Source organism: Flavobacterium sp. GW823-FHT06G12, assembly GCF_058794775.1.
Genome location: NZ_JBXAHE010000006.1, coordinates 158,045 through 184,773, shown reverse-complemented (window position 1 = coordinate 184,773; position 26,729 = coordinate 158,045). Strand labels below are relative to the sequence as shown.

At 32.9% G+C, this 26,729-nt stretch carries 26 protein-coding genes; 13 read left to right on the top strand and 13 right to left on the bottom strand.

Features of this window, described 5'->3' with window-relative positions; genetic code table 11:
• Positions 1-101: 101 nt before the first annotated feature.
• The 8 genes from AC1Q5Z_RS21325 to AC1Q5Z_RS21290 all read left to right on the top strand — a co-directional run bounded on the left by AC1Q5Z_RS21325 (position 102) and on the right by AC1Q5Z_RS21290 (position 10,052).
• Positions 102-1,580: an SGNH/GDSL hydrolase family protein gene (locus AC1Q5Z_RS21325; protein ID WP_492446742.1), complete on the top strand. Its 1,479-nt coding sequence runs from the start codon at positions 102-104 to the stop codon at positions 1,578-1,580.
• Complete coding sequence (locus AC1Q5Z_RS21320) at positions 1,577-2,998, top strand: GDSL-type esterase/lipase family protein (protein WP_492446740.1); 1,422 nt, start codon at positions 1,577-1,579, stop codon at positions 2,996-2,998. The genes AC1Q5Z_RS21325 and AC1Q5Z_RS21320 overlap by 4 nt, the downstream gene beginning before the upstream one ends.
• A 1-nt stretch (position 2,999) precedes the next feature.
• The gene (locus AC1Q5Z_RS21315; RefSeq protein WP_198858412.1) at positions 3,000-4,682 is read left to right on the top strand and encodes an MBOAT family O-acyltransferase; all 1,683 of its coding nucleotides are present in this window, start codon (positions 3,000-3,002) and stop codon (positions 4,680-4,682) included.
• Between the two features lie 317 nt (positions 4,683-4,999).
• Positions 5,000-6,364 carry a signal recognition particle protein gene (gene ffh / locus AC1Q5Z_RS21310; RefSeq protein WP_198858411.1) on the top strand — a complete coding sequence of 455 codons (1,365 nt, stop codon included), beginning with the start codon at positions 5,000-5,002 and terminating at the stop codon, positions 6,362-6,364.
• 134 nt (positions 6,365-6,498) lie between these two features.
• On the top strand, positions 6,499-7,386 hold the full coding sequence (locus AC1Q5Z_RS21305; RefSeq protein WP_198858410.1) for a bifunctional 5,10-methylenetetrahydrofolate dehydrogenase/5,10-methenyltetrahydrofolate cyclohydrolase: 888 nt from the start codon (positions 6,499-6,501) through the stop codon (positions 7,384-7,386).
• Positions 7,387-7,689: 303 nt separating this feature from the next.
• Entirely contained in the window at positions 7,690-8,304 is a 615-nt protein-coding gene (locus AC1Q5Z_RS21300; RefSeq protein ID WP_198858409.1) for a hypothetical protein, read from the top strand.
• A gap of 4 nt (positions 8,305-8,308) precedes the next feature.
• Complete coding sequence (locus AC1Q5Z_RS21295) at positions 8,309-8,599, top strand: winged helix-turn-helix domain-containing protein (protein ID WP_198858408.1); 291 nt, start codon at positions 8,309-8,311, stop codon at positions 8,597-8,599.
• A gap of 58 nt (positions 8,600-8,657) precedes the next feature.
• On the top strand, positions 8,658-10,052 hold the full coding sequence (locus AC1Q5Z_RS21290) for a DUF4153 domain-containing protein (RefSeq protein ID WP_492446738.1): 1,395 nt from the start codon (positions 8,658-8,660) through the stop codon (positions 10,050-10,052).
• Between the two features lie 34 nt (positions 10,053-10,086).
• Here the strand turns inward: AC1Q5Z_RS21290 and rluF are convergent, their stop codons facing one another.
• The 5 genes from rluF to AC1Q5Z_RS21265 form a co-directional block, all read right to left on the bottom strand.
• Entirely contained in the window at positions 10,087-10,923 is an 837-nt protein-coding gene (rluF, locus tag AC1Q5Z_RS21285; protein ID WP_278020489.1) for a 23S rRNA pseudouridine(2604) synthase RluF, read from the bottom strand.
• Between the two features lie 101 nt (positions 10,924-11,024).
• Positions 11,025-11,372 (bottom strand): antibiotic biosynthesis monooxygenase family protein, encoded by a 348-nt coding sequence (locus tag AC1Q5Z_RS21280; protein WP_492446736.1) that lies wholly within the window; start codon positions 11,370-11,372, stop codon positions 11,025-11,027.
• Between the two features lie 37 nt (positions 11,373-11,409).
• On the bottom strand, positions 11,410-12,282 hold the full coding sequence (locus AC1Q5Z_RS21275) for an alpha/beta fold hydrolase (RefSeq protein ID WP_343588403.1): 873 nt from the start codon (positions 12,280-12,282) through the stop codon (positions 11,410-11,412).
• A 169-nt stretch (positions 12,283-12,451) separates the two neighbouring features.
• Entirely contained in the window at positions 12,452-13,231 is a 780-nt protein-coding gene (locus AC1Q5Z_RS21270) for a zinc ribbon domain-containing protein (protein ID WP_198858403.1), read from the bottom strand.
• Positions 13,232-13,234: 3 nt separating this feature from the next.
• Positions 13,235-14,329, bottom strand: a complete 1,095-nt coding sequence (locus AC1Q5Z_RS21265; RefSeq protein WP_492446734.1) for a Nif3-like dinuclear metal center hexameric protein — start codon at positions 14,327-14,329, stop codon at positions 13,235-13,237.
• A 243-nt stretch (positions 14,330-14,572) separates the two neighbouring features.
• Between AC1Q5Z_RS21265 and AC1Q5Z_RS21260 the strand changes: the two genes are divergently transcribed.
• Genes AC1Q5Z_RS21260 through lpxK form a run of 3 tightly spaced genes read left to right on the top strand, consistent with a single transcriptional unit; the run spans position 14,573 to position 16,420 of the window.
• Positions 14,573-15,175 carry a KilA-N domain-containing protein gene (locus AC1Q5Z_RS21260; protein ID WP_492446732.1) on the top strand — a complete coding sequence of 201 codons (603 nt, stop codon included), beginning with the start codon at positions 14,573-14,575 and terminating at the stop codon, positions 15,173-15,175.
• A complete protein-coding gene (locus AC1Q5Z_RS21255) occupies positions 15,138-15,398 on the top strand; it encodes a hypothetical protein (RefSeq protein WP_492446730.1) in 261 nt (86 codons plus the stop codon). Before AC1Q5Z_RS21260 ends, AC1Q5Z_RS21255 begins: the two co-directional genes overlap by 38 nt.
• The gene (lpxK, locus tag AC1Q5Z_RS21250; RefSeq protein WP_343588404.1) at positions 15,398-16,420 is read left to right on the top strand and encodes a tetraacyldisaccharide 4'-kinase; all 1,023 of its coding nucleotides are present in this window, start codon (positions 15,398-15,400) and stop codon (positions 16,418-16,420) included. The genes AC1Q5Z_RS21255 and lpxK overlap by 1 nt, the downstream gene beginning before the upstream one ends.
• A gap of 24 nt (positions 16,421-16,444) precedes the next feature.
• Here lpxK and AC1Q5Z_RS21245 read toward each other — a convergent pair whose 3' ends face one another.
• From AC1Q5Z_RS21245 to lipA, 3 genes are all read right to left on the bottom strand, one after another.
• Positions 16,445-18,616 carry a tetratricopeptide repeat-containing hybrid sensor histidine kinase/response regulator gene (locus AC1Q5Z_RS21245; RefSeq protein ID WP_343588405.1) on the bottom strand — a complete coding sequence of 724 codons (2,172 nt, stop codon included), beginning with the start codon at positions 18,614-18,616 and terminating at the stop codon, positions 16,445-16,447.
• A gap of 26 nt (positions 18,617-18,642) precedes the next feature.
• A complete protein-coding gene (gap, locus tag AC1Q5Z_RS21240) occupies positions 18,643-19,641 on the bottom strand; it encodes a type I glyceraldehyde-3-phosphate dehydrogenase (RefSeq protein ID WP_198858399.1) in 999 nt (332 codons plus the stop codon).
• A gap of 74 nt (positions 19,642-19,715) precedes the next feature.
• Complete coding sequence (gene lipA, locus AC1Q5Z_RS21235; protein WP_492446728.1) at positions 19,716-20,582, bottom strand: lipoyl synthase; 867 nt, start codon at positions 20,580-20,582, stop codon at positions 19,716-19,718.
• 300 nt (positions 20,583-20,882) lie between these two features.
• Here lipA and AC1Q5Z_RS21230 point away from each other — a divergent pair, with 300 nt between their 5' ends.
• Both AC1Q5Z_RS21230 and AC1Q5Z_RS21225 read left to right on the top strand, forming a co-directional pair.
• Positions 20,883-21,746, top strand: a complete 864-nt coding sequence (locus AC1Q5Z_RS21230; protein ID WP_492446726.1) for a M48 family metalloprotease — start codon at positions 20,883-20,885, stop codon at positions 21,744-21,746.
• Positions 21,747-21,946: 200 nt separating this feature from the next.
• A complete protein-coding gene (locus AC1Q5Z_RS21225; protein WP_492446725.1) occupies positions 21,947-22,825 on the top strand; it encodes a M48 family metalloprotease in 879 nt (292 codons plus the stop codon).
• A gap of 48 nt (positions 22,826-22,873) precedes the next feature.
• Here AC1Q5Z_RS21225 and AC1Q5Z_RS21220 read toward each other — a convergent pair whose 3' ends face one another.
• The 5 genes from AC1Q5Z_RS21220 to AC1Q5Z_RS21200 all read right to left on the bottom strand — a co-directional run bounded on the left by AC1Q5Z_RS21220 (position 22,874) and on the right by AC1Q5Z_RS21200 (position 26,707).
• Complete coding sequence (locus tag AC1Q5Z_RS21220) at positions 22,874-23,254, bottom strand: PH domain-containing protein (protein ID WP_198858395.1); 381 nt, start codon at positions 23,252-23,254, stop codon at positions 22,874-22,876.
• A gap of 126 nt (positions 23,255-23,380) precedes the next feature.
• A complete protein-coding gene (locus AC1Q5Z_RS21215; RefSeq protein WP_343588407.1) occupies positions 23,381-24,202 on the bottom strand; it encodes an energy transducer TonB in 822 nt (273 codons plus the stop codon).
• A 157-nt stretch (positions 24,203-24,359) separates the two neighbouring features.
• On the bottom strand, positions 24,360-24,911 hold the full coding sequence (locus AC1Q5Z_RS21210) for an RNA polymerase sigma factor (protein WP_066033644.1): 552 nt from the start codon (positions 24,909-24,911) through the stop codon (positions 24,360-24,362).
• Positions 24,902-26,008 carry a glycosyltransferase gene (locus AC1Q5Z_RS21205; RefSeq protein ID WP_198858393.1) on the bottom strand — a complete coding sequence of 369 codons (1,107 nt, stop codon included), beginning with the start codon at positions 26,006-26,008 and terminating at the stop codon, positions 24,902-24,904. The genes AC1Q5Z_RS21210 and AC1Q5Z_RS21205 overlap by 10 nt, the downstream gene beginning before the upstream one ends.
• An 84-nt stretch (positions 26,009-26,092) precedes the next feature.
• A complete protein-coding gene (locus AC1Q5Z_RS21200; protein WP_492446722.1) occupies positions 26,093-26,707 on the bottom strand; it encodes an FMN-binding negative transcriptional regulator in 615 nt (204 codons plus the stop codon).
• Between the last annotated feature and the right edge of the window lie 22 nt (positions 26,708-26,729).

Genomic DNA, 26,729 nt, shown 5'->3' with positions numbered 1-26,729 from the left:
AATGTTATTCTATCTTTGCACAAATTTTTTCTGCAATAAGTTAACAATTATTTAATTGGTTTAATTTTTGAATGCAGTTCTTCATATTTTATAATTATTAGGTGAATACAAAATCTTATTTTTTTCAGTCTTTTGCAATCGTAGCTTTGGCGCTAGTTGCTTTTATTGGGTTTAAACAAATCCTTCCAGACAAAATATTTTCTGAGAGTAAGTTAGATTCTAAAAATATATTGATAGACAGTTTGCTTTTAGAATCTGTTGCCGAAGATTCCTTATCGTTAGACAAAGACAGTATTGCGAAAAGTGAAGAAGCATTAAACGGACAGAAAATTGTTTTTGATCAAACAGAAGGAATCGAGTTTCCTGCAGAAACATTTGAAAACTACAAAGGTTATCAATATCTAATTTCTTTTTATGAGAAATTGTATCAGTTAGAAAAAAATCCGCAGAATAAAGTGAGAATCGCTTATTATGGAGATTCTATGACCGATGGAGATTTAATCGTTCAGGACGTTCGTACCAATTATCAGGAACGTTTTGGCGGTAATGGTGTTGGTTTTGTTTCTATTACTTCAGAATCTGCTGCGTCTAGAGGTTCTGTAAAATCAACGTATTCTAAAAACTGGAAAACGCAATCTTACTTAAATGTGAAAAGACCGACGTGTCCTTTTGGAGTTAACGGACACGTATTCTTCGCAAATGATAAGTCCAATTCAACTTGGGTTCAGTATGAAGCTGGATTGAATAAATATTCTACTTCTTTAGATAATGCAACCTTATTTTACGGCCGTTCGTCTAAAACTGGAAAAGTTAATTTCATTATCGGAAAAGATACAATCAAGAAAAGCCTTTCTCCAAATAGTTTGGTTAATACGCTTAAAGTTTCATCAGGAAGTTTAAAATCGTTTAAAGCAAATTTCGTTCAAGCAGATTCTATTCCGATTTACGGATTTAATTTTGATAACGGCGCAGGAGTTCACGTAGATAATTTCTCGCAGAGAGGGAATTCTGGACTACCGATTTCGATGTTTAATGCAGACGTAATGAGAGCATTTAATAATAGCTTGAAATACGATTTGATTATTTTGCACTACGGAACCAACGTTTTAAATTACGGAACTAAAAATTATTCTTGGTATGAAAAAGGAATGACAAAAACCGTAAATAAAATTAAAGAATCTTTCCCAGGTGTTTCAATTTTAATTGTTTCTACTGCAGATAAATCAACTAAATATGATTTAGAAATGAAAACCGATTCTGCTGTAGTTCCGTTAATGAAAGCGCAAAAACATTACGCGCTTGAAGCACAGGCAGGTTTTGTGAATTTATATACTCTAATGGGAGGAGACGGTTCTATGATTAAATGGGTTGATGAAACTCCTGCAAAAGCAAATAAAGATTATACCCATTTTAACCAACGTGGAGCAAAAGCAATTGGAAATTTGCTATACGGGCAATTAAATAAAGGATACGAAGAATATAAAGTGCTCAGAGAAAAAAGAGATGCTGAGGGAACTAAGCCAAAACCAGTACGAAAAGCCAGACCAGATTCCGTTTCAGTAACAAAAGACAGTGTATGATAAACAAACTTATTCTTTCTTTTTGTTGTCTTTTTTTTGCAACAAATGAAAAAACTTCAAAAACACCCGTACATCCAACACCAAAAAGTATGATTCAAAAAGCAGATACAGCAGCAATTGGTGCTCCTTCTGAGGGTCAAATTTACAATGCAAAAGCATTAAATGATTTTTTTCAGAAACTGGAAAAAAACGAAGATCAGAAGAATCAAAAAATCAATATTGTACATATTGGTGATTCGCATATTCAAGGTGATTTGATGACCAATGAAATTAGAAAAAAACTGCAACACAAGTTTGGTAATGGAGGGCGAGGTTTAGTGTTTCCATATCAACTGGCTAAAACAAATGGTTCTTATAACGAACGTTTTAGATCAAACAGAACTTGGGAAAGCTATAGAAATATTCATCCTGTTAAGAATTGTCCGATTGGGTTAAGCGGAATAGGACTTTGGAGAGATTCTGGTGGATTCGTAATAGAAATGAATGTAAAAGATCTAGCTTACAAATTCAATACGATAAAAATTATTACGCCTCAGAATCAAGATATGTTCGATTTGGCGATTTCATCTAAGATCAATTCTATTCAGACCACAGAGCCCAAAATAATTACACACAAAATTAAAAAAGGCGAAGTACTTGGTTCAATTGCAGATAAGTATAATGTTTCGATTATAGAAATTAAAAGAGAGAATCATTTAAAGTCTAATAATATTCGAGCAGGAAGAATTCTGAAAATTCCCACAAAGGAAACGAAACCAAAGACAATCTCAATGTCAGAATTTGTTCCTTTAGCAATAAAAACAGATTCGTATTCGCATTATTATAATTCAGAAAATGCTTTGAGTCGAATTTTCTTAATTCCGAACAAAGAAGCAAAAGATTATGAATTAAACGGAATTGTTTTAGAAAAAGATGCTCCAGGATTAATCTACAGTAGTATTGGAGTAAATGGCGCTAAATATTCAGATTACAATAAATATCCGTTATTCTTTGAGCAATTAAAATCATTGCAAGCAGATTTACTGGTTTTTTCGTTAGGAACAAATGAAAGCTACGATCATTTAGATGTAGAAAAATATATTCGTGAGCTAAAAGAATTTATCAGCAATATAAGAGCACAAAAAATAGATGCGCCAATAATTGTAATGACACCGCCGCCATCTTTGCTAAGAAGAAAACCAAATACTTATATTGATGATTATGCGAGACAAATTATTGATATAGCTCAGAAAGAAGGTTTTGCCGTTTGGGATCTGTACGATGAGTTTGGCGGAATGAGCGGAATAAGACAATTAAAAATACAAGGATTAATTGGTCCAGATTGGGTTCATTACTCAAAAAAAGGATACGAGAAACAAGGAGATTTGTTTACTCAGGCATTTTTAAAATCATACGATAATTTTAAATTAAAGAATTAAATTGACAACAATAGATAGCATTAATAATTGGTTTATTCAAAACTTTGGTGCAATTACGATAGAACAAGTTAAGAGTTGGTTCGTTTACGATCCAGACGAAAAACTTTTATTCAATACTGGTTTATTCTTAGGTTTATTTCTGGTTTTCTATTTTGTGTATGGTTTTTTACGCAAAACATTTTATTTGAGATTAACATATGTTATTCTCTTCTCACTTTTCTTTTACTATAAATCAAGTGGAATTTACTTTCTGCTGTTATTGCTTTCATCGGTTGTAGATTATGGTTTGAGTCAGATTATTTATAGAGAAAGTAGAGATGGCGTTAAGAAGTTATATTTGGTTATAAGTGTTATTTTGAACTTAGCTCTTTTAGGCTATTTTAAATACATGAACTTCTTGATTGTGACTTACAATGATATGTTTCATGGTAACTTTGCACTTCATAATGTTTTCCTTCCAGTTGGAATTTCGTTCTATACTTTCCAATCGATGAGTTATATTATTGAGATTTACAGAGAAGAAATTAAACCGACAAAAAATTATATCGAATATTTATTCTTCGTTTCTTTTTTCCCGCAGTTAGTTGCTGGACCAATTGTGCGTGCAAAAGATTTCTTGCCTCAGATTTATCAAAAATTAAACTTGACTAAGCAGGATGTAAATAATGCTTTGTTTTTAATTATCGGAGGTTTAATTAAGAAGACAGTAATCTCAAATTATATATCGGTAAACTTCGTAGACCGTGTTTTTGATACGCCAATGAGTTATACTTCGTTTGAAAACTTAATGGCTTCGTACGGATATGCAATTCAGATTTACTGTGATTTTTCTGGATATTCAGATATGGCAATTGGTATTGCATTATTGCTTGGGTTTAAATTGCCAGTTAACTTTAGAACACCATACAAATCGACTTCTATTACAGATTTTTGGAGAAGATGGCATATTTCGCTTTCAACTTGGTTAAAAGACTTTTTATATATATCAATCGGAGGAAACAGAGAAGGTTCTTTCGCAGGATATTTATTTCCGAGTTTATTCTTCTTCGGATTATTACTTTGGGGAATGTCTTGTTACAACGAAAGTGTAATTCCGCTAATAATTGCAGGAATAAGTATTTTGATTTTTGCTTTGTCATTTCTGCTTTCAAGTAAAATAAAACAGACATTGGTAACCAATTTCAATCTGTTTACCACAATGCTTTTAGGCGGTTTGTGGCACGGAGCAGGAGCACAGTTTATTGTTTGGGGAGCGCTTCACGGATTAGCTTTGGCTGTTCATAAAATATTTATGGAATTCTTTCCTTCGAAGAAAGATAAAAGTCCGAATTTCTTATGGAGATTTTTCTCAATCGTGATCACATTTCACTTTGTGGTTTTCTGTTGGATTTTCTTCCGTGCAAGAGATTTCGAAACTGCTTTGCAAGTAATTAATAATATTGGCCAATTAACATTCGAACCAGAACTTTGGAAAACAATTGTATTAGGTTACAAAAATGTTTTCGGATTAATGTTGTTCGGTTACGTTTGGCATTTCTTACCAGAATCATTCACAAACGGAATGAAATCTGTTTTCGACAAAACGCCTTTACTTATTAAAGCAATAATCTTAGGATTTGTTTATTGGATCGTTTACGCAACAGCGGTAGCAGGTTCGCAACCATTTATATACTTCCAGTTTTAATTCTGGAGGTTCAAAGGTTCATAGTAACAAAGGCACAAAGATTTTATTCTTTGTGTCTTTTTTCTTTTGCCACAGATTAGAAGGATTAAAATGATTTTTTTCTCTCGCAGATATAGGAAATTTTTATTCTCAATCAAAAAATAATCTGTTCGATCTGCGAGAGAAAAATATTAGTTTAAATAATTCGAGAAATTAGCGTAATTCGTGGCAAAAAAACTTTGCGCCTTTGTGCCTTCGTGGCAAAAAATTGCGTACAAATAAAAATTGCCTGAAATATCTAATTAGATTATCTTTGCACTTCAAATAAAGAAAATGATATGTTTGATAATTTAAGTGATAAGTTAGATAAAGCGTTCCATATATTAAAAGGACACGGTAAAATTACAGAAGTAAACGTTGCAGATACTTTAAAAGAAGTTCGTCGTGCGTTACTTGATGCCGATGTTAACTTTAAAATTGCTAAAGATTTTACAGCAAGAGTAAAAGATAAAGCAATTGGTCAGGATGTATTAACAACATTACAGCCAGGACAATTGTTGGTTAAGTTAGTAAAAGACGAACTTACCGAATTAATGGGTGGAGATGTTGCTGGCGTTAACCTTTCAGGAAATCCAACAGTGATTTTGATGTCAGGTTTGCAAGGTTCTGGTAAAACTACTTTCTCTGGAAAATTAGCAAACTACTTAAAAACAAAGAAAAATAAAAAACCACTTCTTGTAGCGTGTGATATCTACCGTCCGGCGGCGATTAATCAGCTTCATGTTGTGGGAGACCAAATAGGTGTTGAGGTTTACTCAGAACCAGAAAATAAAAATCCTGTAGAGATTGCTCAAAACGCAATTAAACATGCTAAATCAAACGGATTCAATGTTGTTATCGTCGATACAGCAGGACGTTTGGCAGTAGATCAGGAAATGATGGACGAAATTGCTCGCGTACACAAAGCAATTCAGCCACAAGAAACATTGTTCGTTGTAGACTCTATGACAGGACAAGATGCTGTAAATACAGCAAAAGCTTTCAACGATATCTTAAACTTTGATGGAGTTATCTTAACGAAATTAGATGGTGATACTCGTGGTGGAGCTGCGCTTTCAATCAAATCGATTGTAAACAAACCAATCAAATTTGTTGGTACTGGAGAAAAAATGGAAGCAATTGATGTTTTCTATCCAGAACGTATGGCTGAGCGTATCTTAGGAATGGGAGACGTTGTGTCTCTTGTTGAAAGAGCTCAGGAACAATTTGATGAAGAAGAAGCAAGAAAACTTCAAAAGAAAATCGCTAAAAACGAATTCGGTTTTGACGACTTCTTAACGCAGATTCAGCAAGTAAAGAAAATGGGTAACATGAAAGATTTAGTCGGAATGATACCAGGTGCTTCAAAAGCGATGAAAGATGTTGAAATCGAAGACGACGCTTTCAAACATATCGAAGCGATCATTTATTCGATGACTCCAGGAGAAAGAAGCAAACCAGCCATTATCGATGTAAAAAGAAAAGCTAGAATTGCAAAAGGTTCGGGAACAAAAATCGAGCAAGTAAATCAGCTGATGAAGCAGTTTGACCAAATGAGCAAGATGATGAAGATGATGCAAGGTCCAGGCGGAAAGAATCTGATGAAAATGATGGGGGGTATGAAAGGAATGCCGGGTGGTATGCCAGGCGGAATGCCAAAATAATAAAAAGAGTTTCAAGTTTAAGGTTTCAATTTAGAAACCAAAACTTGAAACTTTTTCACTTAATATATTAAGAGTTTCGTTTTAACATGAAACCTGAAGCTTGAAACAAAAATTAAAACCTGAAACAACACACAATGCAGCTACTAGACGGTAAAAAAACATCTAATGACATTAAAAACGAAATTGCAGTCGAAGTTCAATCTATAAAAGCAGCTGGAGGAAAAGTACCTCATTTAGCAGCGGTTTTAGTGGGTAATAACGGAGCAAGTTTAACTTACGTAGGAAGTAAAGTAAAATCATGTCAAGAAATTGGTTTCGATTCAACTTTAGTTGCTTTACCAGAAACGATTACAGAAGACGAGCTTTTAGCAAAAATTAAAGAATTGAACGAAGATGACAATCTAGATGGATACATCGTTCAATTGCCTTTGCCAAAACACATCGACGAGCAAAAAATTCTATTAGCAATCGATCCTGACAAAGATGTAGATGGATTTCACCCAACTAACTTTGGTAGAATGGCTCTTGAAATGGAAAGTTTTATTCCAGCAACGCCATTCGGAATTATGGAATTGTTAGAACGTTACAAAGTAGAAACCGCAGGAAAACATACAGTTGTAATAGGAAGAAGCCATATCGTAGGACGTCCGATGAGTATTTTAATGAGCCGAAAAGGAAATCCAGGAGACTCAACCGTTACACTTACTCACAGCCGAACTAAAGATTTAGCAGAATTCACTAAAAATGCTGATATTATTATTACTGCTTTAGGAGTTCCAGAATTCTTAAAAGCAGATATGGTAAAAGAAGGAGTAACAGTTATCGACGTTGGAATTACACGCGTAGAAGATGCATCAAATGCAAAAGGATATGTTATTAAAGGAGACGTTGATTTTGATGGTGTAAGCAAAAAAGCATCATTCATTACGCCAGTTCCAGGTGGAGTAGGACCAATGACAATTGCAATGTTGCTTAAAAATACACTTCTGGCAAGAAAAATGAGAAGCGCAAAAAATAAATAATATTGTGTCAAAATAAAAATAAAAAGCCTGTTCATTAAAAGAATAGGCTTTTTTGTTTTTATCATTTGGGCGTGACCGTATTTTGCGAATGGCGCGCCAATCTTTACGCATATGCGCGCCATTCGCAAAATACGGTCGGGCTATCCGCGCTACTTCGGTAGCCAGCTTCTATCCCTCACGCGGTTTGTACAAATAGACCTGATAGGTTTTTAAAACCTGTCAGGTCTTGTTGAAATAAAAAATCACTTTTTTATTTGCCAATTAAAAATAAATAATAACTTTGTAACGCAAAGTACTTTAATTATGAATCAAAAGCACCAAGAAGATTTAGCACATATTCGTTCCATGATGGAGCGCTCTTCAAGAGTTTTATCATTAAGCGGACTTTCAGGAGTTTTCGCGGGTCTTTCGGCTTTAATTGGCGGAATCTATGTTTACGAGCTTTTCAAAGCAAACGGAATGGATTATCTAAGCGATGAGCATAGATTATATTCTGCCAATTTGGTTTCAGAATTATTCTGGATTGGAATTACAATTTTAGTATTTGCATTTTTATTCGGAATCTTTTTTACCATAAGAAAAAGCCGAAAATATAATTTGCCAATCTGGACTTCAGTAACAAAAAAATTATTGTTTAATTTGGCTGTTCCGCTTGTAACAGGTGGTGTATTTTGTCTAGCTTTAATGTATCATGGGCACTTTGGTTTAGTAGCGCCAGCAACATTAATTTTTTATGGACTAGCACTTATAAATGCAGAAAAATATACATTTTCAGATATAAAATATCTAGGTTTTTCGGAACTGATTTTAGGATGTATTGCACTTTTTAATATAGGATATGGGTTGATTTTCTGGGTTTTAGGATTCGGAATCTTACATATCGTGTATGGATTAGTGATGTTTAAAAAATACAAATAATCCAATGGGAATTATTGATAAACTAAATAAAGATTTTGAAAGCCGTGTCAGACTGGGTATTATGTCCGTTCTGATGGTTAACGACTGGGTAGATTTTACCGAGATGAAAGCGCTTTTAAATATCACTGATGGTAATTTAGCAAGTCATTCCTCTGCGCTTGAAAAAGCGGGTTATATCGAAGTGAAGAAAGAATTCGTGGGCAAAAAGCCAAAAACCTCTTATCAGGTGACCGATTTGGGGCGTGCGGCTTTTAAAGAACACTTATCGTACCTTGAAAAATTAATGAAATCCTAATAACGCTATTTTTTTATCCATAAACTTTGAAATACAAAGTACTTTTAAATTTAAAACAATGAAAAAACATCAATTTATTTTAGCTTGCACAGCGGTTTTTTTACTGCTTTTTTACAACGAATCTGTTGGAATCAATATTTCTATTTTCGGTGTAGTTCTTACGCTCTTGATTAGTTATTTCTATCAGGAAAAGATGGTCGACAGATCACATTTGGTTCTTGTAATGACCTCTATTTTATCTTGTTTTGCCTTTGCTTGGTACGGAGATGCAGCATCATTCTTTGCCTTAGCCCTATCAATTGTATTTTTGCAATTCAAAACTCAAAATGGAGAACTCAAGATAATTCAGGTTTTCCCACTAATATTCTTAAATGGATTTGCTTCTGTAGGTAGAATATTTATGTTTCATCAATGGCTTCCAGAGCGAAAAATCCATAATGATTTTGCTAAAAAACTAGTGGCCTTTGTTTTGATTCCAATTGTTTTTCTCGGATTGTTTTTTATCGTGTATTCTTTCGGAAGTGATCATTTCTCTTCATTATTTACAGATTATGAACTGGATATCAATTTACCGCAATTAATAGGAATTAGTATTTTAGGATTTTACATTTCATTCAATTTTTGGAATTATTGGGTTCCAGATGCCTGTTATGAATACAATCCGAAATTAAACAATGATTTTAGCAATATTTCTGAAGTGAAAAATCAAAGTACTTTTTCTTTTTTAGATCTGGATTTCGAAAGAAAAAGTGGTGTGATTACTTTGTTTCTGTTAAATATTATGCTTTTAGTTTTTATCGGAACATATAATTACGAGCAGTTTTTTGAAGTAGTGACAGCACAGGCTTCTAAACTTAGTTCTGATACACATGAAAGAGTAAATTCTGTTATCTTTTCGATTCTCATGGCAGTTGGTGTAATTATGTTTTATTTCAAAGGCGGATTCAATTTTGATAAAAAAGCAACACTTCTTAAAACACTTGCCAAAATCTGGATTTTTCTAAATGGAATTTTGATTGTAAGTACCATCATCAAAAATTCAGAGTATGTTTCATTTTTTGGTTTAACCTATAAACGTTTGGGAGTTTACGCTTTTCTTATTTTGGCAATCATTGGTTTGGTTTACACTTTTTTGAAAATTAAAAAACAAAAAACCAATGTTTATTTAGTAAATCAGATGGTTTGGTGTTTTTACGGGACTGTACTTTTATGCAGTTATGTAAATTGGGGAAACATAATTACCAATTATAATATCTCAGTAAATAAGGGGGTTTCGCCTATTTTTTTAAGCGGTTTAAATTTTAATGATGAGGCTCGAAGAGAATACTTCCAAAAGAACAATTTAGACGGGAAATATGCAGAATCAGTCAGAGAAGAAATGATTTTAAATTATCAAGAGGCTAGTTTTTTATCTAAAGCATTATACTATGATTTTTTAGATAAAAAGAAATAAATAAAAAAATCCCATTCGTTTGAATGGGATTTTTTTATTTATTATCTCCTCTTTTTTTAAATCTAGGATCGTGTTTTGAAATAAATGCTTTTCTTCTGGTTGGAGTTGCAGCGTTTGAGGTTGAACTTTCAGTTTTAGGAAAGCTTGCTTCTTCCGTTTTGCTAGAAGGCTCAATTAACTGATTTAATTCTTTTATTTCAGCATCTGTCAAATCTCTATATCTTCCAACAGGAACATCCAAAGAGATGTTAATGATTCTAATACGTTTTAAGGCAGTAACTTCATAACCCAAGTATTCAGACATTCTTCTAATCTGACGGTTTAATCCTTGCGTTAAAATGATCTTGAAAGTGAATTTGCTAATTTGTTCGACTTTACATTTTTTGGTAACCGTATCAAGAATAGGAACACCATTCCCCATCCTCTGAATAAAACGATCTGTAATTGGTTTGTTTACCGTAACGGTATATTCTTTTTCGTGGTTGTTTCTGGCACGAAGAATCTTATTTACAATATCACCGTCGTTGGTCATAAAAATTAATCCTTCACTGGCTTTATCCAATCGTCCAATTGGGAAAATACGTTTTGGATAATTAATATAATCAACAATATTATTTTTAACTTCAAGGTTAGTCGTGCATTCAATTCCGACAGGTTTATTGAAAGCTAAATAAACCAATTTTTCATTTTTCTCTACGATTAATTTACCATTAATACGTATTTCGTCATCTGGCGAAACTTTAGTTCCCATTTCCGCCACCGCACCATTTATAGTTACGCGTCCTTCTTCAATTAATTTATCAGCTTCGCGACGAGAACAATAACCGGTTTCTCCGATAAATTTATTGAGACGTTTCAAATTTTCTTCCATACTGCAAAAGTAGACAAAATTTAAATTTTAGACTTGAGATTTCAGATTTTAGATTTTATTTTAGAAAAAACCTTTGTTCCTTTGAACTTCTGCACCTTTTTTTAAGAGTGATGAAACTCCTTACTATCTTTGGGTGTTTCATTTCTTTCAAACATTCCGTAATCACGGACTACAGATGCAATTCTTAAATGATAATCTTTGAAAACTTCATTTCTACCTTTTGCCTGAGCTGCACGATGCATCTCTAGATTTCTCCACTGCTGAATGCTTTCTTCATCTCTCCAAAAAGATAAAGATAAAATTTTTCCAGGATCAGCTAGACTCTGAAATCTTTCTATTGAAATAAAACCATCAATGTGACTTAATTCGGGTTTTAAATTTGCAGCGATATCTAAATATTCTTCTTTCTTTCCCTCGTTGGGAATGACTTCAAAAATTACAGCAATCATTTTAATTTTAGATTTTAGATTAAAAAAGCTTAGGGTCTTAGCGACTTAGTGGCTCAGTAACTTCAGAAAACAGAAACTCAATCACTTTATCGTACAATTCGTCATCGTGCATGCCGTGGCCTAAACCGCTAGTTTCGATAAATTGACTGTTTTTCCAATTGCTGGCTATTTTTTTTCCTTCTTCAAAAGCTACAATCTTATCTGTCGTATCATGAGCAATAAAACCAGGAATAGTAAATTGAGAGGCAAATTTTTGTCCCGAAAAATCTTCCAGTTTAAAATTGAAACGATTAACAAATTTGTTTTCTAATAAAGACAACATTCTTCTATTCAAACTCAGCATTGAGATATAATTATCGATCAAAGTTTTTAAATCAGAAGGAGCGCCAAGAACAACCATTTTGTTAATGCTCGTGTTCGGAAACAAATATTGATGATAAACGCAGGCCGCTCCGCCAATAGAATGCCCAATTATAATTTCTGGCTGATATTTTTCTACAGCTTTATTGATAAATTCGGCGTAAAGTGGCACATTAAATTCTTTTCCGCTACTTTGTCCGTGTGCAGGCGCATCAATTGCAATAATGGTGCTTCCAGATTTTTGAAGATGTGGTAAGGTTTTTTTCCATCGTGCAGCATTGCTTTCCCAGCCATGCACTAAGAGAATTTTGGTTTCATTTCCTTTCCAGATGTAGGTTTGAAAATGATGTTCATTATGATGAAACATTTCTGTTTCTGTATGTCGTAAAACTTTTGGAAGTTCCTCTTTTTTTAATCGGCCAATTCGAGGCTGGCTAAAAAGAGCATAAGAAAGTTCCATAGCTTTTTTCGGACGAACATAACTCAAAAAGTTAATGTAAGATCCAACTGATTTTAATGTGATGAACCGAATTCCTTTTTTAATTCCCAAAACTTAAATTTTTTCTAAAGATAAAAAAAGGTCTGCCACGAATTACACAAATTGGCGCGAATTTTTTATTCTCAAAGGAGTAGATTAAAAAAATAATTTGTGAAAATTCGTGGAATTCGTGGCAAAATAAACGTAAAAAAAAAGTCCCGATTTAATCGGGACTTGATATTTAGAATTTTGTGAACAATTGTTCCATTTTTTCTTTTTCTTCTTCAGCTAATTGTGTATCAACTAAGATTCTTCCAGAGTGCTCATCAGTGATGATTTTCTTTCTTGAAGCAATTTCAACCTGAGTTTGAGGTGGAATTGTAAAGAAAGATCCAGCAGAAGCTCCTCTTTCGATAGAAACTACAGCTAATCCGTTACGAACACTGCTTCTGATTCTGTTGTAAGCAGCCAATAATCTGTCTTCGATTTGTGCAGCAAATTCAGCAGATTTCTCAGTTAAGAAAGTTTCTTCTTTTTGAGTTTCAGCCATGATAGCATCTAATTCAGATTTTTTATGTTTTAAATGAGAGCTTTTAGCATCAAGTTTTTCTTTTAAATTAGAAATAACTTCTTTTTTGTGCTCGATAGAAGCTTTCATTTCTTTGATTTGCTTTTCAGCCAATTGAATTTCTAATTCTTGAAATTCAACCTCTTTTGTCAAAGAATTAAATTCTCTGTTGTTACGTACTGATTCTTGTTGTTTTGTGTACTTCTTGATCACTTCTTTATGCTCCTCAATAGCAATTTTTTTTGCTTTGATTTGCTCCTCAATCACTTCAAGTTCACCTTTCAGTTTTTCTGAACGAGTGCTTAAACCTGCAACTTCATCTTCTAAATCTTCAACCTCTAAAGGAAGTTCTCCTCTAACGTTTCTGATTTCGTCAATTCTAGAGTCAATAAGCTGTAAATCATATATTGCTCTTAACTTGTCCTCAACACTTAATTCTTTCGTATTCGTCATATTCTATAAGTACTTAACTGGATTTGTATTTTCTTCCGATAAAATGATTGCAAAATTAAGAATTTTTTTTCGAAGATAATCAACAATATAATTTTTTGTATAGCGTTCGCTCTCAAAATGACCAATATCTGCCAAAAGTAACTTGTTTTCGGCTTCATAAAACTGATGATACTTCAAATCGGCAGTCAAAAATGCATCTGCTCCAGAACTTATTGCATTTCTAATTGCAAAACTTCCTGAACCTCCTAACACAGCGACTTTTTTGATTTTTTTTTCTAAAAAAGCAGAATGGCGAATTCCGTCGGCAATCATTTTTTCTTTTACAAACTGAAGAAAGTCTTTCTCGTCCATTTCAACTTCAAATTCGCCAATCATTCCTAAACCAATATTCTGATGAGAATTTTCAAGATTGTAAATTTCATAAGCTACTTCTTCGTAAATGTGATTCGCAAAAAGAGCTTTTAAAATTCGGGATTGCAAGTGCTTTTCAAACGTAACTTCGATTTTTATTTCCTGTGTTTCGGTTAAGTTGTGGCGTTCTCCGATTACAGGATTGCTTTCAGAATTTCCTTTGTATGTTCCAACTCCTTCAGAGTTAAAACTGCAATTGTCGTAATTGCCAATTGTTCCTGCACCCGCTTCAAATAATGCTTTGCGAACTTTATCTGCATTATCAGGAATTGTATAAGTAACTAATTTTTGGATGAAATTATTTTTAGGAACTAATATCTTAGTATTTGTCAGACCCAAAGCATCACAAAATATTTTATTAACTCCTGCCGAATGATTGTCTAAAGCTGTGTGAACGGCATAAATAGCTATATCATTTTTAATTGCTTTTAGAATGGCGCGTTCCACATAATTTTTACCTGTGATTTTTTTAATTCCAGAAAACAATATCGGGTGAAAGCAAACGACTAGATTAGAGTTTTTAGAAATAGCTTCGTCAATTACATTTTCTAATGCATCGTGACAAACTAAAACTCCCGTACATTCGGTTTCAGAATCTCCGACTAAAAGTCCAACATTGTCAAAATCTTCGGCATAGGCCAAAGGAGCCATTTCTTCAAGAACCGATATAATATTTTTGATTTTCATTTTAAGATTTGTTTCAAGTTTTAGGTTTCAAGTTTCAAGTTCTTCGACTTGTGGCAAAACCTCAAACAAATTAACGAAAAAAATTATACTTTCGTAAAATGAACTTACTTCGAAAATTACTTTTCCTTTTTTAGTATTTAGTTTTAATATATCGCTTAAATTTGCCTGTTTTTTCTTTCATTTTTTAAGGTTTAAATGATAGAGTAATTTTTAATAGATTAAGGCGTTACAGGATTTTATAAGATGGCAAAAAATAGAAAGATAAATGTTCAGGGAATAGATATAGTTTTATACCAAGATAATAAAGATGATTTTATGTCACTTACTGATATTGCGAGGCATCGTGATAGCGAACGCAGTGATTATATTTTGCAGAACTGGATGAGAAATCGCAGTACAATTGAATTTATTGGATTGTGGGAAAAATTTAATAATCCTGATTTTAATTCCATCGAATTTGATGGAATTAGAAATATGGCAGGTTCTAACAGTTTTTCTTTAACTCCCAAAAGGTGGATTGAAGCTACGAATGCTATTGGAATCATTTCGAAGACTGGGAGATATGGAGGGACTTTTGCTCATAAAGATATTGCATTCGAATTTGCAACTTGGCTAAGTGCAGAGTTTAAATTTTATTTGATAAAAGAATTTCAAAGATTAAAGGAAGAGGAAAGTAGTACTAAGAAGCTCGAATGGGACCTACAACGAACAATTTCAAAAATTAACTACGTTATACATACCGACGCAATAAAAGAAAACTTAATTCCCTTGTCTTTAAATGCTAAGCAAAAGAACTTTATTTATGCAGATGAGAGCAGATTTATTAAATGTTGCTTTGTTTGGTAAAACAGCCAAAGAATGGAGAGACGAGAATCTTAATGCAAAAGGAAATATTAGAGATGTCGCTTCTATTGAGCAGTTAGTAGTATTGTCAAATTTGGAAAGCATAAATGCTATGTTGATACAACAAGGTATGATACAAAAAGAAAGATTAATAAAATTGAACGGAATTGCTATTAATCAAATGAAAACGCTAATTAATTCTAACGTTTTGAATAAACTAAAATAATGAACATACTTCGAAAAATACTTTTCCCTTTCGCCATTTTATACGGATTCATTACTTCAATCCGCAATTTTCTTTTTGATAAAGGAATTTTAAAATCAACTTCATTTGATCTTCCTGTTATTGCAGTTGGAAATTTAAGCGTTGGCGGAACTGGGAAAACTCCTCAAATAGAATATCTGATTCGATTATTATCTGATAAATATAAAGTGGCAACTTTAAGTCGAGGTTATAAAAGAAAATCGGAAGGTTTTGTTTTGGCTGATGAAAATTCGAATGCTGAAATTTTAGGCGACGAACCTTTTCAGTTTTATCAAAAATTTCCAAATGTAATGGTTGCTGTTGACGCCAATCGTACAAATGGAATTCAGCAACTGCTTTCGCAAAAAGAAAAACCTGAAATTGTTTTGCTCGATGATGCCTATCAGCATCGAAAAGTAAAAGCAGGTTTTTACATTTTGCTTACTTCTTATGGAGATTTATTTGCAGATGATTTTATGCTGCCAACAGGAAATTTGCGGGAAAGTAGGAGTGGAGCAGAAAGAGCCAGTATCGTAGTCGTTACAAAATGTCCAAGTATTTTAACTGAAGAAGAACAAACTGCGATTAAATTAAGATTGAAGCTTAATTACAAGCAAAAGCTATTTTTTAGTTTTATTGATTATGATAATGTGATTTACGGTAAAAATGAAAAAATTTCCGTTAACGAAATTAAATCACAATCAAAAATTCTTTTAGCCGGAATTGCGAAACCAAAACCATTTTTTGATTATTTAAAGAATGAAAACGATGAATGTTTGACTTTTCCAGATCATCATCATTTTTCTGATGCGGATCTAGATTCAATTCAAGTTAAAGCAAACGGCAGAAAAATAGTTACAACCGAGAAAGATTATGTGCGTTTAAAAGATTCAAAATTGGTTTCTCAATTGTATTATCTTCCAATAAAAAGTTCATTCATCAACTATCAGCAAGACTTCGATGCTACGATTTTAGAGTATGTAAAAGAAAACTTAGCACCTTAGTATCTTTGTATCTCAGAACCTTTGTTAGTCAAAAAACTTAGCAATAGTACTGTAGAATTCGTCTGGAACAAAAGGTTTGGTAATAACATCATCCATTCCAAAAGAAAGAAGCATATCTCGGTTTTCGTCAAGCGAAATTGCTGTTAAGGCAATAATTGGAGTTGCTTTGTCAAATTCACGAATCAATTTAGTAGCTGTAGTTCCGTTAATACCAGGAAGATGAACATCCATTAAAATCATATCGAAGCGCTTGATTTTTAAAAGTTCGACAGCATCTTCTCCATTGTCAACAATCTCGCAGGTGATGTTTTTGTTTTCTAGCATTTTGCGAGTGATCATTTGATTGATCTTGTTGTCCTCAATCAATAAAATAGATTTGTTTTTCAATTGTTTGTCGTTATAAGGTTTTACTTCTTCGATTACTTCCAATGGTTCGTTGTTAATTTTAAAATTTAGTTTAAAGGTAAATGTAGAACCTTTACCCACTTCACTTTTTAGTTTTATTTCGCCTCCTAAGAGTTCGATTAATTTTTTTACGATAGTTAATCCAAGGCCAGTTCCTCCGTATTTTCTATTTACTTCTATAGAGCCTTGAGAAAAACTTTCAAAAACAGTTTGGAGTTTATCCTCAGGAATTCCAATACCAGTATCCACAATTTCAAAGTAAACTGTTGCTTCTTCTCCTTCTTGCGAATACAATTTTGCAATAACATTTACATGTCCGTTTTGAGTAAATTTTAAAGCATTGTTGATTAAGTTTAATATAATCTGAGATAATTTGGTCGGATCACCAATTAGATTGTCTGGAATTGCTTTGTCTATTTCTAGATTAAAATAATTTTTGTTGGCAGTTGCTAGTTCTTTTAATGAACTTTGAATATTAAAAAGCAGTTCTTTCAAATTAAAGCTGATATTTTCAACTTCAACTTTAGTCGAATCAATTTTATTAATTTCTAAAATTTCATTGATAAAAGTAGTTAGATAATTACCAGAGAATTTTAAAGATTCTAAGTACTTTAATTGCTTTTTCTTCGGTTTGTCTTCAAGTAGAATATGGGTTATTCCGTTAATGGCGTTCAATGGCGTCCGGAGTTCATGGCTTACTGTAGATAAAAATTCAGATCTGGCTTTTGATGCTTTTTCTGCTTTGTTTTTAGCCAAAATCAATTCTTTGTTCTTTTCTCGAAGCAATAAATTATTCTGATTTCTAATAATATTGTTTTTGTACAATGCTAAACTCAAAAGAGATAAAATTGAAATTAAAGCAATTGCCAGTATACTCACCAACTTAGAATAGCGATATGTTTTGAGCTGAAATTTTTCTTCGCTTTCTTTTTTTATGGTATTGTTTAAAGATTGATTTTTTTTGAATTTTGAGAATTCATCCAAATCAATTTTGGCATTCTTTAATTTTAAAATATAATTTTCAAGCTGATAATGTTCGTCTAAATACGAATACGCTAGATCATAATTTTTATTTTGTTTGTAATATTGGCTAATCGCTAGAACGATTTTAGATTTCTTGGCAAAATCATTTATTTTGGCATTGTAATCTAATGCTTTGTCAAAATAAATCATTGCCGAATCATTTCGTTTAAGCTGTCCCTCAATTAGTCCAAGCTGATAATATGCATCTATTTTGGTTTTTATAATTGCATTGTTATCCGGCTTTTTGGTGATGGCTTTAAGAGTTTTTACTGCCGATTTAAGATCATTATTAGTCTTAAATGCCAAAGCTTTCTGATAATCTAAAACTGCGGCATTATCATTAATGTTTAGTTGTTTTAGTAAATCTGTGGCTTTCGTATAATAGACACTGGCCGTTTTGTAATCGCCTTTTGCTGTATTGGCTACTCCAATATAATGCAATGCCAAAACTTTTGTGCAGCTTGGTTTTAAAGTGTCAAATAAAGAAACTGTTTTATGGAAGTTTTTTAAAGCTTCTTCAAATTTTCCTTGGTTATAATAAATTTTACCAAGCTTAAAAGTCTGATTTGCAAGATTCTCTTTTTTGCCATTTTCTTCACAAAAATTAATCGATTTTTCAGTGTAGTAAACTGCTTGATTGAACTTTTTATTGTTAAGATTAGAATTAGCGAGCTTGTTATAATACATGACGCTATCCGTATTCTTTTTGGCTTGAGAATACAAAAACGAGTTAAAAAAACAAACAACAATAAAAAGATAGTATTTCATGTATGGCAATGCTATTACAATGAATCTTATTTTTTTCTTATCAGTAAAATTAAATCGATCAACCTTGATGAATAGCCAATTTCGTTATCGTACCAGCCTACAACTTTTACCATTTTGTCGATAACTGAAGTTAGCTGAGCATCAAATAAACAAGAATGTGTGTTGCCAATTACATCTACCGAAACAATCGGATCTTCGGTATAATCTAATATTCCTTTTAAATTTGTTTTTGAGGCTTGTTTGAATGCTTTATTTATTTCTTCAATGCTCACAGCACGTTTTACATTGAAAGTTATGTCTGTTAATGAGCCGTCTGGAACAGGTACTCTAATACCACATCCACCCATTTTGTTGTGCAATTTAGGAAAAATTTTCGTTAATGCCTTAGCTGCACCCGTAGTTGTTGGAACAATCGACTGGCTGGCACCTCTTGCACGGCGTAAATCCTTATGGGGCTGGTCATGAAGACTTTGGTCTGTTGTAAAAGAGTGTATAGTTGTAATGTATGCCTGTTCAATTCCGCACAACTCTTCGATAATTTTAATCATCGGAGCGGCGTTGTTTGTGGTACAGCTCGCATTAGAAACTATATCTTCATTTCCTTCCAGAATATTTTGGTTTACACCAAGAACAACCGTTTTTATGGTGTCAACTTCTGATGGAGCAGAAAGAATTACTTTTTTTGCTCCAGCTTCTAGATGCGCATTTAATTCTTCATGCGTTTTGTATTTACCTGTCGATTCGATTACAATATCAATCGAATGCGATTTCCAATCTATGTTTGCAATATTTTTTTCGTGAAAAAAGAAAAAATGCCTTCCATCTACAATGATACTATTTTCGTCATGACTTACTTCAGCAGGCAAAACTCCATGTATACTGTCATATTTAATTAAATGCGACATGGTTTTATTGTCTGCAATATCATTTATAGCTACGACTTCGATTTCGGGGTGATTTAAAAGCAATCGGAATAAATTTCTTCCAATTCTTCCAAACCCATTAATAGCAATTCTTGTTTTCAATGTTTTGTTTATTCGTTTAACTGTTTAATCGTTTAATCGGTTTTACAATTAAACGATTAAACGATTAAACTTTTTTATAAAATATGTTTTTGTGCTTTATAAGAAGAACGAACAAGAGGTCCGCTTTCTACATGTCTAAAACCTAATTCAATACCAAATTTTTCATATCTGGCAAATTGTTCAGGTGTAATAAATTCTTTTACAGGAAGATGTTTTTTACTTGGCTGTAAATACTGTCCAATAGTAACCACATCAACATTTGCATTTCTCAAATCAGTCATAGTCTGGAAAACTTCTTCTTCAGTTTCTCCAAGCCCAAGCATAATTCCAGATTTTGTTCTATTAATTCCTTTTTCTTTTAAATAACGAAGGACTTCTAAACTTCTATCATATTTTGCCTGAATACGAACTTCGCGAGTTAAACGTCGTACCGTTTCCATGTTATGAGAAACAACCTCAGGATTTGCTTCTACAATACGATCAAGGTTTCTTTCAATTCCTTGGAAGTCTGGGATTAAAGTTTCAAGAGTAGTTTGAGGATTCATTCTTCTGATAGCTCTTACAGTTTCCATCCAAATGATAGAACCACCATCTTTAATATCATCTCTATCAACACTGGTAATTACAGCGTGTTTAATGTTCATGATTTTAATAGAACGAGCTACTTTTTCTGGCTCATCCCAATCTACTGTTTCTGGTCTTCCGGTTTTTACACCGCAGAAACCGCAAGAACGAGTACAAACATTTCCTAAAATCATGAAAGTTGCTGTTCCTTCACCCCAGCATTCGCCCATGTTAGGACAGCTTCCAGAAGTACAAATGGTATTTAAACTATATTTATCAACTAAACCTCTAAGTTCAGTATATTTTTGTCCGATAGGTAATTTTACTTTTAACCACTTTGGTTTTGTGGTTTGTATATTTTCAGTGACTGTTTCCATATATCAATGTTCAAAGTACAAAGATACGGAATGTAGTTTATTTAGAGATGTTTATTTGCTTTTCGTTTGCTTTTGTTGAAAGAGTAGACATTTTTGCAATAAGTAAATTTTAATGTTAATACTTTGATTTAAAATGTTTTTTTGACTTTGTTTTCCTTGCTGATTGTTTCTTCTTCTAACGTTTTGGCTATTTTATTGTAAAATAAGAATATAACCTTAATCTGTTACAAATTTGACTTCTTCAGATATTGTAAAATTTATACTGTACTAATTTTGCTGTTAATTTAACAGTTTAAAAACATGAAAAAGAAATTTATTCTAGTAGGAATGTTGTTTGCAGCTCTTGGCTTTGGTAAAATAGAGGCACAAATACTTTCGGATAAATCAATGGGAGCTTTGAGCAAAGGTGTTTCAGGATTTACTTTTAGTGATGCAGATGCGGCGGCTCTAGCAAAAAAATCTATCGATGAAATGGATGCAAATAATCCCGTTGCAACACCTGCAGATGGCTATTCAATTCGTTTAGATCGAGTATTTGGAAAACACACAACCACCGAAGGGGTAACTTTAAATTATAAAGTATATCTGGTAAAAGATATTAATGCTTTTGCTTGTGCTGACGGTAGTGTTCGCGTGTTTGCAGGTTTGATGGATATTATGGATGATAATCAATTGCTTGCTGTTATTGGGCATGAAATTGGACATGTTGTTAATCATGATACAAGAGACGCAATAAAAGCGGCTTATAAAAAAGAAGCCCTGATGGATGCCGCATCGTCACAATCTGGAAAAATGGAAACGCTAACCAATTCTCAATTAGGACAAATAGGAAGTGCCATGATTGATAGCAAACACAGCCGAAAACAAGAATCTGAGGCAGATGCTTTCTCTTATAATTTCATGAAAAAAAATGGCTATGATGTGAATGCTGTAGAATCTGCTTTTAGAATTCTGCAAAATTTAAGCGAAGGAGCTGAGTCGTCTTTTATGACCAAAATGATGAGTTCTCACCCAGATTCTGGAAAAAGAGCCGATGATGCTAAGAAAAAGGCAACAAAAGACGGTTTGTATCATGCTTATGTGCAACAGAAAATTGATAACACAGCGCCTGTAAAAGCAAAAACAACGACAACGGCTAAAAAAACGACTGCAAAAAAGAAATAATTTTTTTGATATAAAGGTAAAAGGCAAATTCATTAGTGTTTGCCTTTTTTTGTTTTAAAATATTGTTAGATAATATTTTAAGCGACTGCAGTATAGCTAGTTTAAAAATTATACCTTTAAATGTTAAAAAACTAGATTTCTAATAGAAATGTGAAAATGTTATTATAGTATATTTGTTGTTAAATTAATAAAAGTAAAAAATGAAAAAGAAATTTATTGTATTGGGAGTTTTATTGGCCGCTTTTAGTTTTACTAAAACAAATGCACAGATTAATCTGGGAGATAAAGCAATTGGGGCAGTTCAAAAAGGAGTTACTGGTTTTACTTTTAGTAATGCTGATGCAGCAAAACTATCTAAAGAAGCCGTTGATAAATTAGACGCTGAACATGAAATTGCTGGACCGACAGATGGTTATGCTTTAAGATTAAATCGTGTTTTTGGCAAACATGCATCTGGAGAAGGATTTACTTTAAATTATAAAGTGTATAAATTGAAAGAAGTAAATGCTTTTGCAACTGCAGACGGAAGCGTTCGTGTGTATTCTGGATTAATGGATATCATGGATGATAACGAATTAGTTGCTGTAATTGGGCACGAAATCGGTCACGTTGCAAACAACGATTCTAGAGATGCTGTTCGTGCAGCTTATCAAAAAGAAGCTTTAATGGATGGAGTTGCTTCTCAGTCGGCAACTGTGGCAACAGTTACAGATAGTCAGCTTGGAAAAATTGGAAGCGCGATTATTGATAGTAAATACAGCCGTAAGCAAGAATCTGAAGCCGATTTATTTGCTTATAATTTCATGAAGAAAAATGGTTATGATGTAAATGCTGAAGAATCTGCTTTTAGAATTTTGGCAAAAATGAGCGAAGGATCTGAAGCGTCATTTATTGATCAAATGATGAGTTCGCATCCAGATTCTAAAAAGAGAGCAGATGATGCTAAGAAAAGAGCAGAAAAAGATGGTTTGTACAAACCATATGTACAGCAGAAAATTGTAAATACAGTTCCTGTAACAACTACTAAAAAGACAACTACAACAACCAAAAAGAAAACAACTACAACCAAAAAGAAATAAGAGTTGTTCTTTAGAATTATAAACCCCAGCAATGCTGGGGTTGTTTTTTTATCCTAATACATGAAAAGCAAGAACTTTTTGCACTTCATAAACATTAACCGATTTGTTGAATTGTTTTACAATACTTGGTTGCTGTTCGCTTGAGATCCAGATTTTTAATTCGGCATCAAGATCAAAAGTTCCTGCAGTTTCTACACTGAATCTTGTAATGTTTTTGTAAGCAATAGATTTGTATTCTGTTTTGCTTCCTGTAATTCCTTGCACATCAACTAAGATTAATCTTTTGTTGGTAAAAATAAAAGTGTCGCGAATAAGTTTAAAACCCATTTCGATTTCTTCATTTGTAGTTAAAAGCTGTCCATACTTCTTGATTAAATCTTCTGAACTTACAGAACCTGCATTACCAAGAATGGCTGAAAATATTCCCATTATTTTGTTTTTAATTAGTTGAAATGAATTCCGTTTTTAAGAGGTAAATGTAGTGGATTTTAAACGAATATAAACAAAAAAGCAGAACCTAAAGTTCTGCTTTTTACTTTTCAAAATATCTATAAATTAGTCAACTTCTGTTTTTATCGTAATAGGAAGATTGTATGCAGTTCGCACTGCTTGTCCGTTAAGAACTCCTGGAGTCCATTTTGTTTTTAATGATTTTAAAACTCTAATTGCTTCTTTACCCATTCCGTAGCCAGGATCATTTTTTACCATAATGTCAGTAAGTGATCCGTCTTTTTCAACTACAAACGATACATACACTTTTAATGTTTTTTCTACATCAAGTTCTGGTCTGCGGAAATTATTTCCAACATATTTGTAAAACTGTGCAATTCCGCCTGGGAATTCTGGAAGCTTATCCAAAACGGCAATAGAAACAGGCTCATTAGTTGGTGGCGCAACCGAAGCAACTTCACCATTTCCTCCAGAAGAAGGCATTGTATTAATTGCAGGTCCATTTCCAGTTGTATTGTCTGAAACAGGTACATTTTCTGTATTTACCGCAATGTTTTCAACTGCATCTTGTGTTCTACTAACAACAGGATTTGTCAACTGAACCGCATCCGTTTTTGGAGCTGTGCTATGTTCAACCATAGGCGCAGGTGGAGCTGGCGGTGGCGGCACAACAATTGGATCCACAGGTATAACCGTAGGTTTGTAGATTGTTGGTTCTGGCTCTACTTCAACGGGTGAAGTCCTAAATAGTTTGCTAATAAGTACTGGTGTACTTCCTAAAGCCGTTATTAACAATAAACCCATAAAGAGAGCTGTAACAGAATTTTTGGAATTCTCCTGGCGTAATTGATACGCGCCGTATTCTTTGTTTTTGTTCTCGAAAACAAGATCGGTCCACTTGTTTTCATAAATGCTTGATTTAGACATAATTTTTGGGTTTTAAGGTTAAGTAACTTTAAATCATACGCAGAAAAGGTTTAGGGTTGAGCTAACAACGTAGAAGTTGTAGTTTTAATGTTGTGAAAATGTGTTTATTTTAAGAATAAAGGTAAGAATTGTTTATTCTTTGATTAAAGATAATAAATTATCTGTTACGTTCAATGATTTCTGCTAATAATTTTTTAGCACGTAAAAGTTTTACTTTGACGCTACTTAAAGGTTCGTCAATCTTAGCAGCAATTTCCTGATAAGACATTTCTTGGAAATAACGAAGCTGAATTACTTCTTGATAATGTGGTTTAAGTTCTTTGATGCATAAGAGCAGACGAGAGAGATTCTGTTCTTTAATTAAAGCATCTTCTGCAGATGGAGTAGGGTCGGCAATGTTGTATGCCTGTTGGTCTTCGTTGTCTGTGATTTCTATAAAAAGATTGGTTTTCTTTTTTCGAAGTAAATCAATATAGACATTTTTTGCAATTGCAATAAGCCAGGTGTTAAACTGAAATTCTGGATTATAAGAAGCTATTTTGTCAAAAGCTTTAGAGAATGTTTCTATGGTAATATCTTCTGCGGTGGTTTCATTTTCGGTTCGTTTGAGCATAAACGAATACACCTCATTCCAATAATGATCTAATAAAAAAGTAAAGGCGATCTGATCGCCTTTTTTTGCTTTTTCTATTTTAGAATTTATTTCCAATATACTGGTTTTGAAAAGATATTAGTTATAAAGATATTAATTTGCGTTAATATAAGCGCTATCTCAACAACTGGAAACCAAATTTTAATATCTTTTTCTTTTAGTTTTCCTGCTGAAAATCCGATTACTGTCCATACAACAGTGTAACGTGTTGCTAAAATTGCTAATACGGCGATCCATTGAAATTGAAACGCTAACAATATTATAACTGACAAAAAGAAAAATAATTGCGAAAGAAAGAACAAACCTAACTGCATTTTGTCAAAAAACTTGTAATGTTCTGCAGTAGAAACATGTCTTCTTTTTTGAGTAAACCATTCCTTATAAGTTGTCTTAGGTCTTGAATATGTAAAACTTTCAGGTGTATAAGAAATAGTGGTATTTGTTTTATTCGCCGCTTGGTTAATGAACAAATCGTCATCGCCAGAACGAATCTGAATATGGTCAATAAAACCATTTACATTAAAAAATTCTTCTTTTTTATAAGCAAGATTTCTGCCGACTCCCATGTATGGAAGTCCCATTTTTGCCCAAGAAAAATATTGCATTGCTGTTAAAACAGTTTCAAAACGAATAATTTTGTTTAAAAACGAACGCTCTACTTTCTCATAGCCACCATAACCCAAAACGATAGTTTTGTTCATAGTAAAATGAGAAGACATGGAAGAAATCCAATCTTTAGAATTTGGGAAACAATCTGCATCTGTAAAAAGTAAATAATCTTTCTTTGCTGCTTTTATTCCAAGCGTTAAAGCGTATTTTTTATTTCCCCAAAAAGCCTCATTGTTTTCGACTTTAACCAAACGGATATTAGAGAATTCTTTTTCAAATTCTTCAAAAACTTCAAGAGTTTCATCGCTAGATGCGTCGTCAATTAGAACAACTTCGAAATCTGGATAATCTTGCTGTGCTAAAAGCGGAATGTATTTTTTTACATTCTCCTCTTCGTTTTTAGCGCATACAATTACAGAAACCGGAAGATTTTTAGGTTTCACATGTTGAGGTTTGGCAAAAGCAAATTTTCCAAAAACTCCTAAATAATAAAATAATTGAACTACGACAATAGCAATAAAAAAGTAAAATATGTATATAAGCATCTGATTTATTTGGTTCTATTAATTTCACGTTCTGCGACTGCAAATGTACTTATCAATTCGCTAAATTCAATAACCAAAACCGATTTACTTTCGGCATTTTGACATTTCTTTTGCAACAGCAATAGACTGAGGGTTTTCGGTTTTTTCCAGTTCCGAAATTATATTTTTGTAATTGTGATCATCGCGGTTTTGGGACAGTTTTTTTGTAGCTTGAATTTCTTCAATTTCGATTTCAAAACCAAAAATTCCACGGGCTTCCCGCATAGTTTTTTCAGATAAATCTTCAACACGAATAGGGTTCTTAGAATTCGCTTCGTATTTGTCTACAAGTTTTTTCAGTTGTTCTACAGAAGTTTCATAATCTACAATCTTGATTTTTCCGTAAACATGTACGGCTATGTAATTCCATGTTGGAACATTTTCGTGATCATACCAAGACGATGAAATATAACTGTGTGGTCCTGTAAAAATAGCTAGAACCTGATCGTTTGCTGCAAAACCTTCTGCTTGTGGATTCAGTTTTGAAATATGCCCTTGTAAAATTTCCTTTCCATCAGAATTTAATTCTAATTCTATCGGAATATGAGTTGCGCACAACTTCCCGTTAGTCTGATTAACTAGAATTCCAAAGCTGTTTTCTTTTAAAAAAGCTCTAATTTCTCCAGGATTTTCGTTTTTATATAGGTCAGGTGTGTACATTATTTGTGGTTTAAGAAAGATT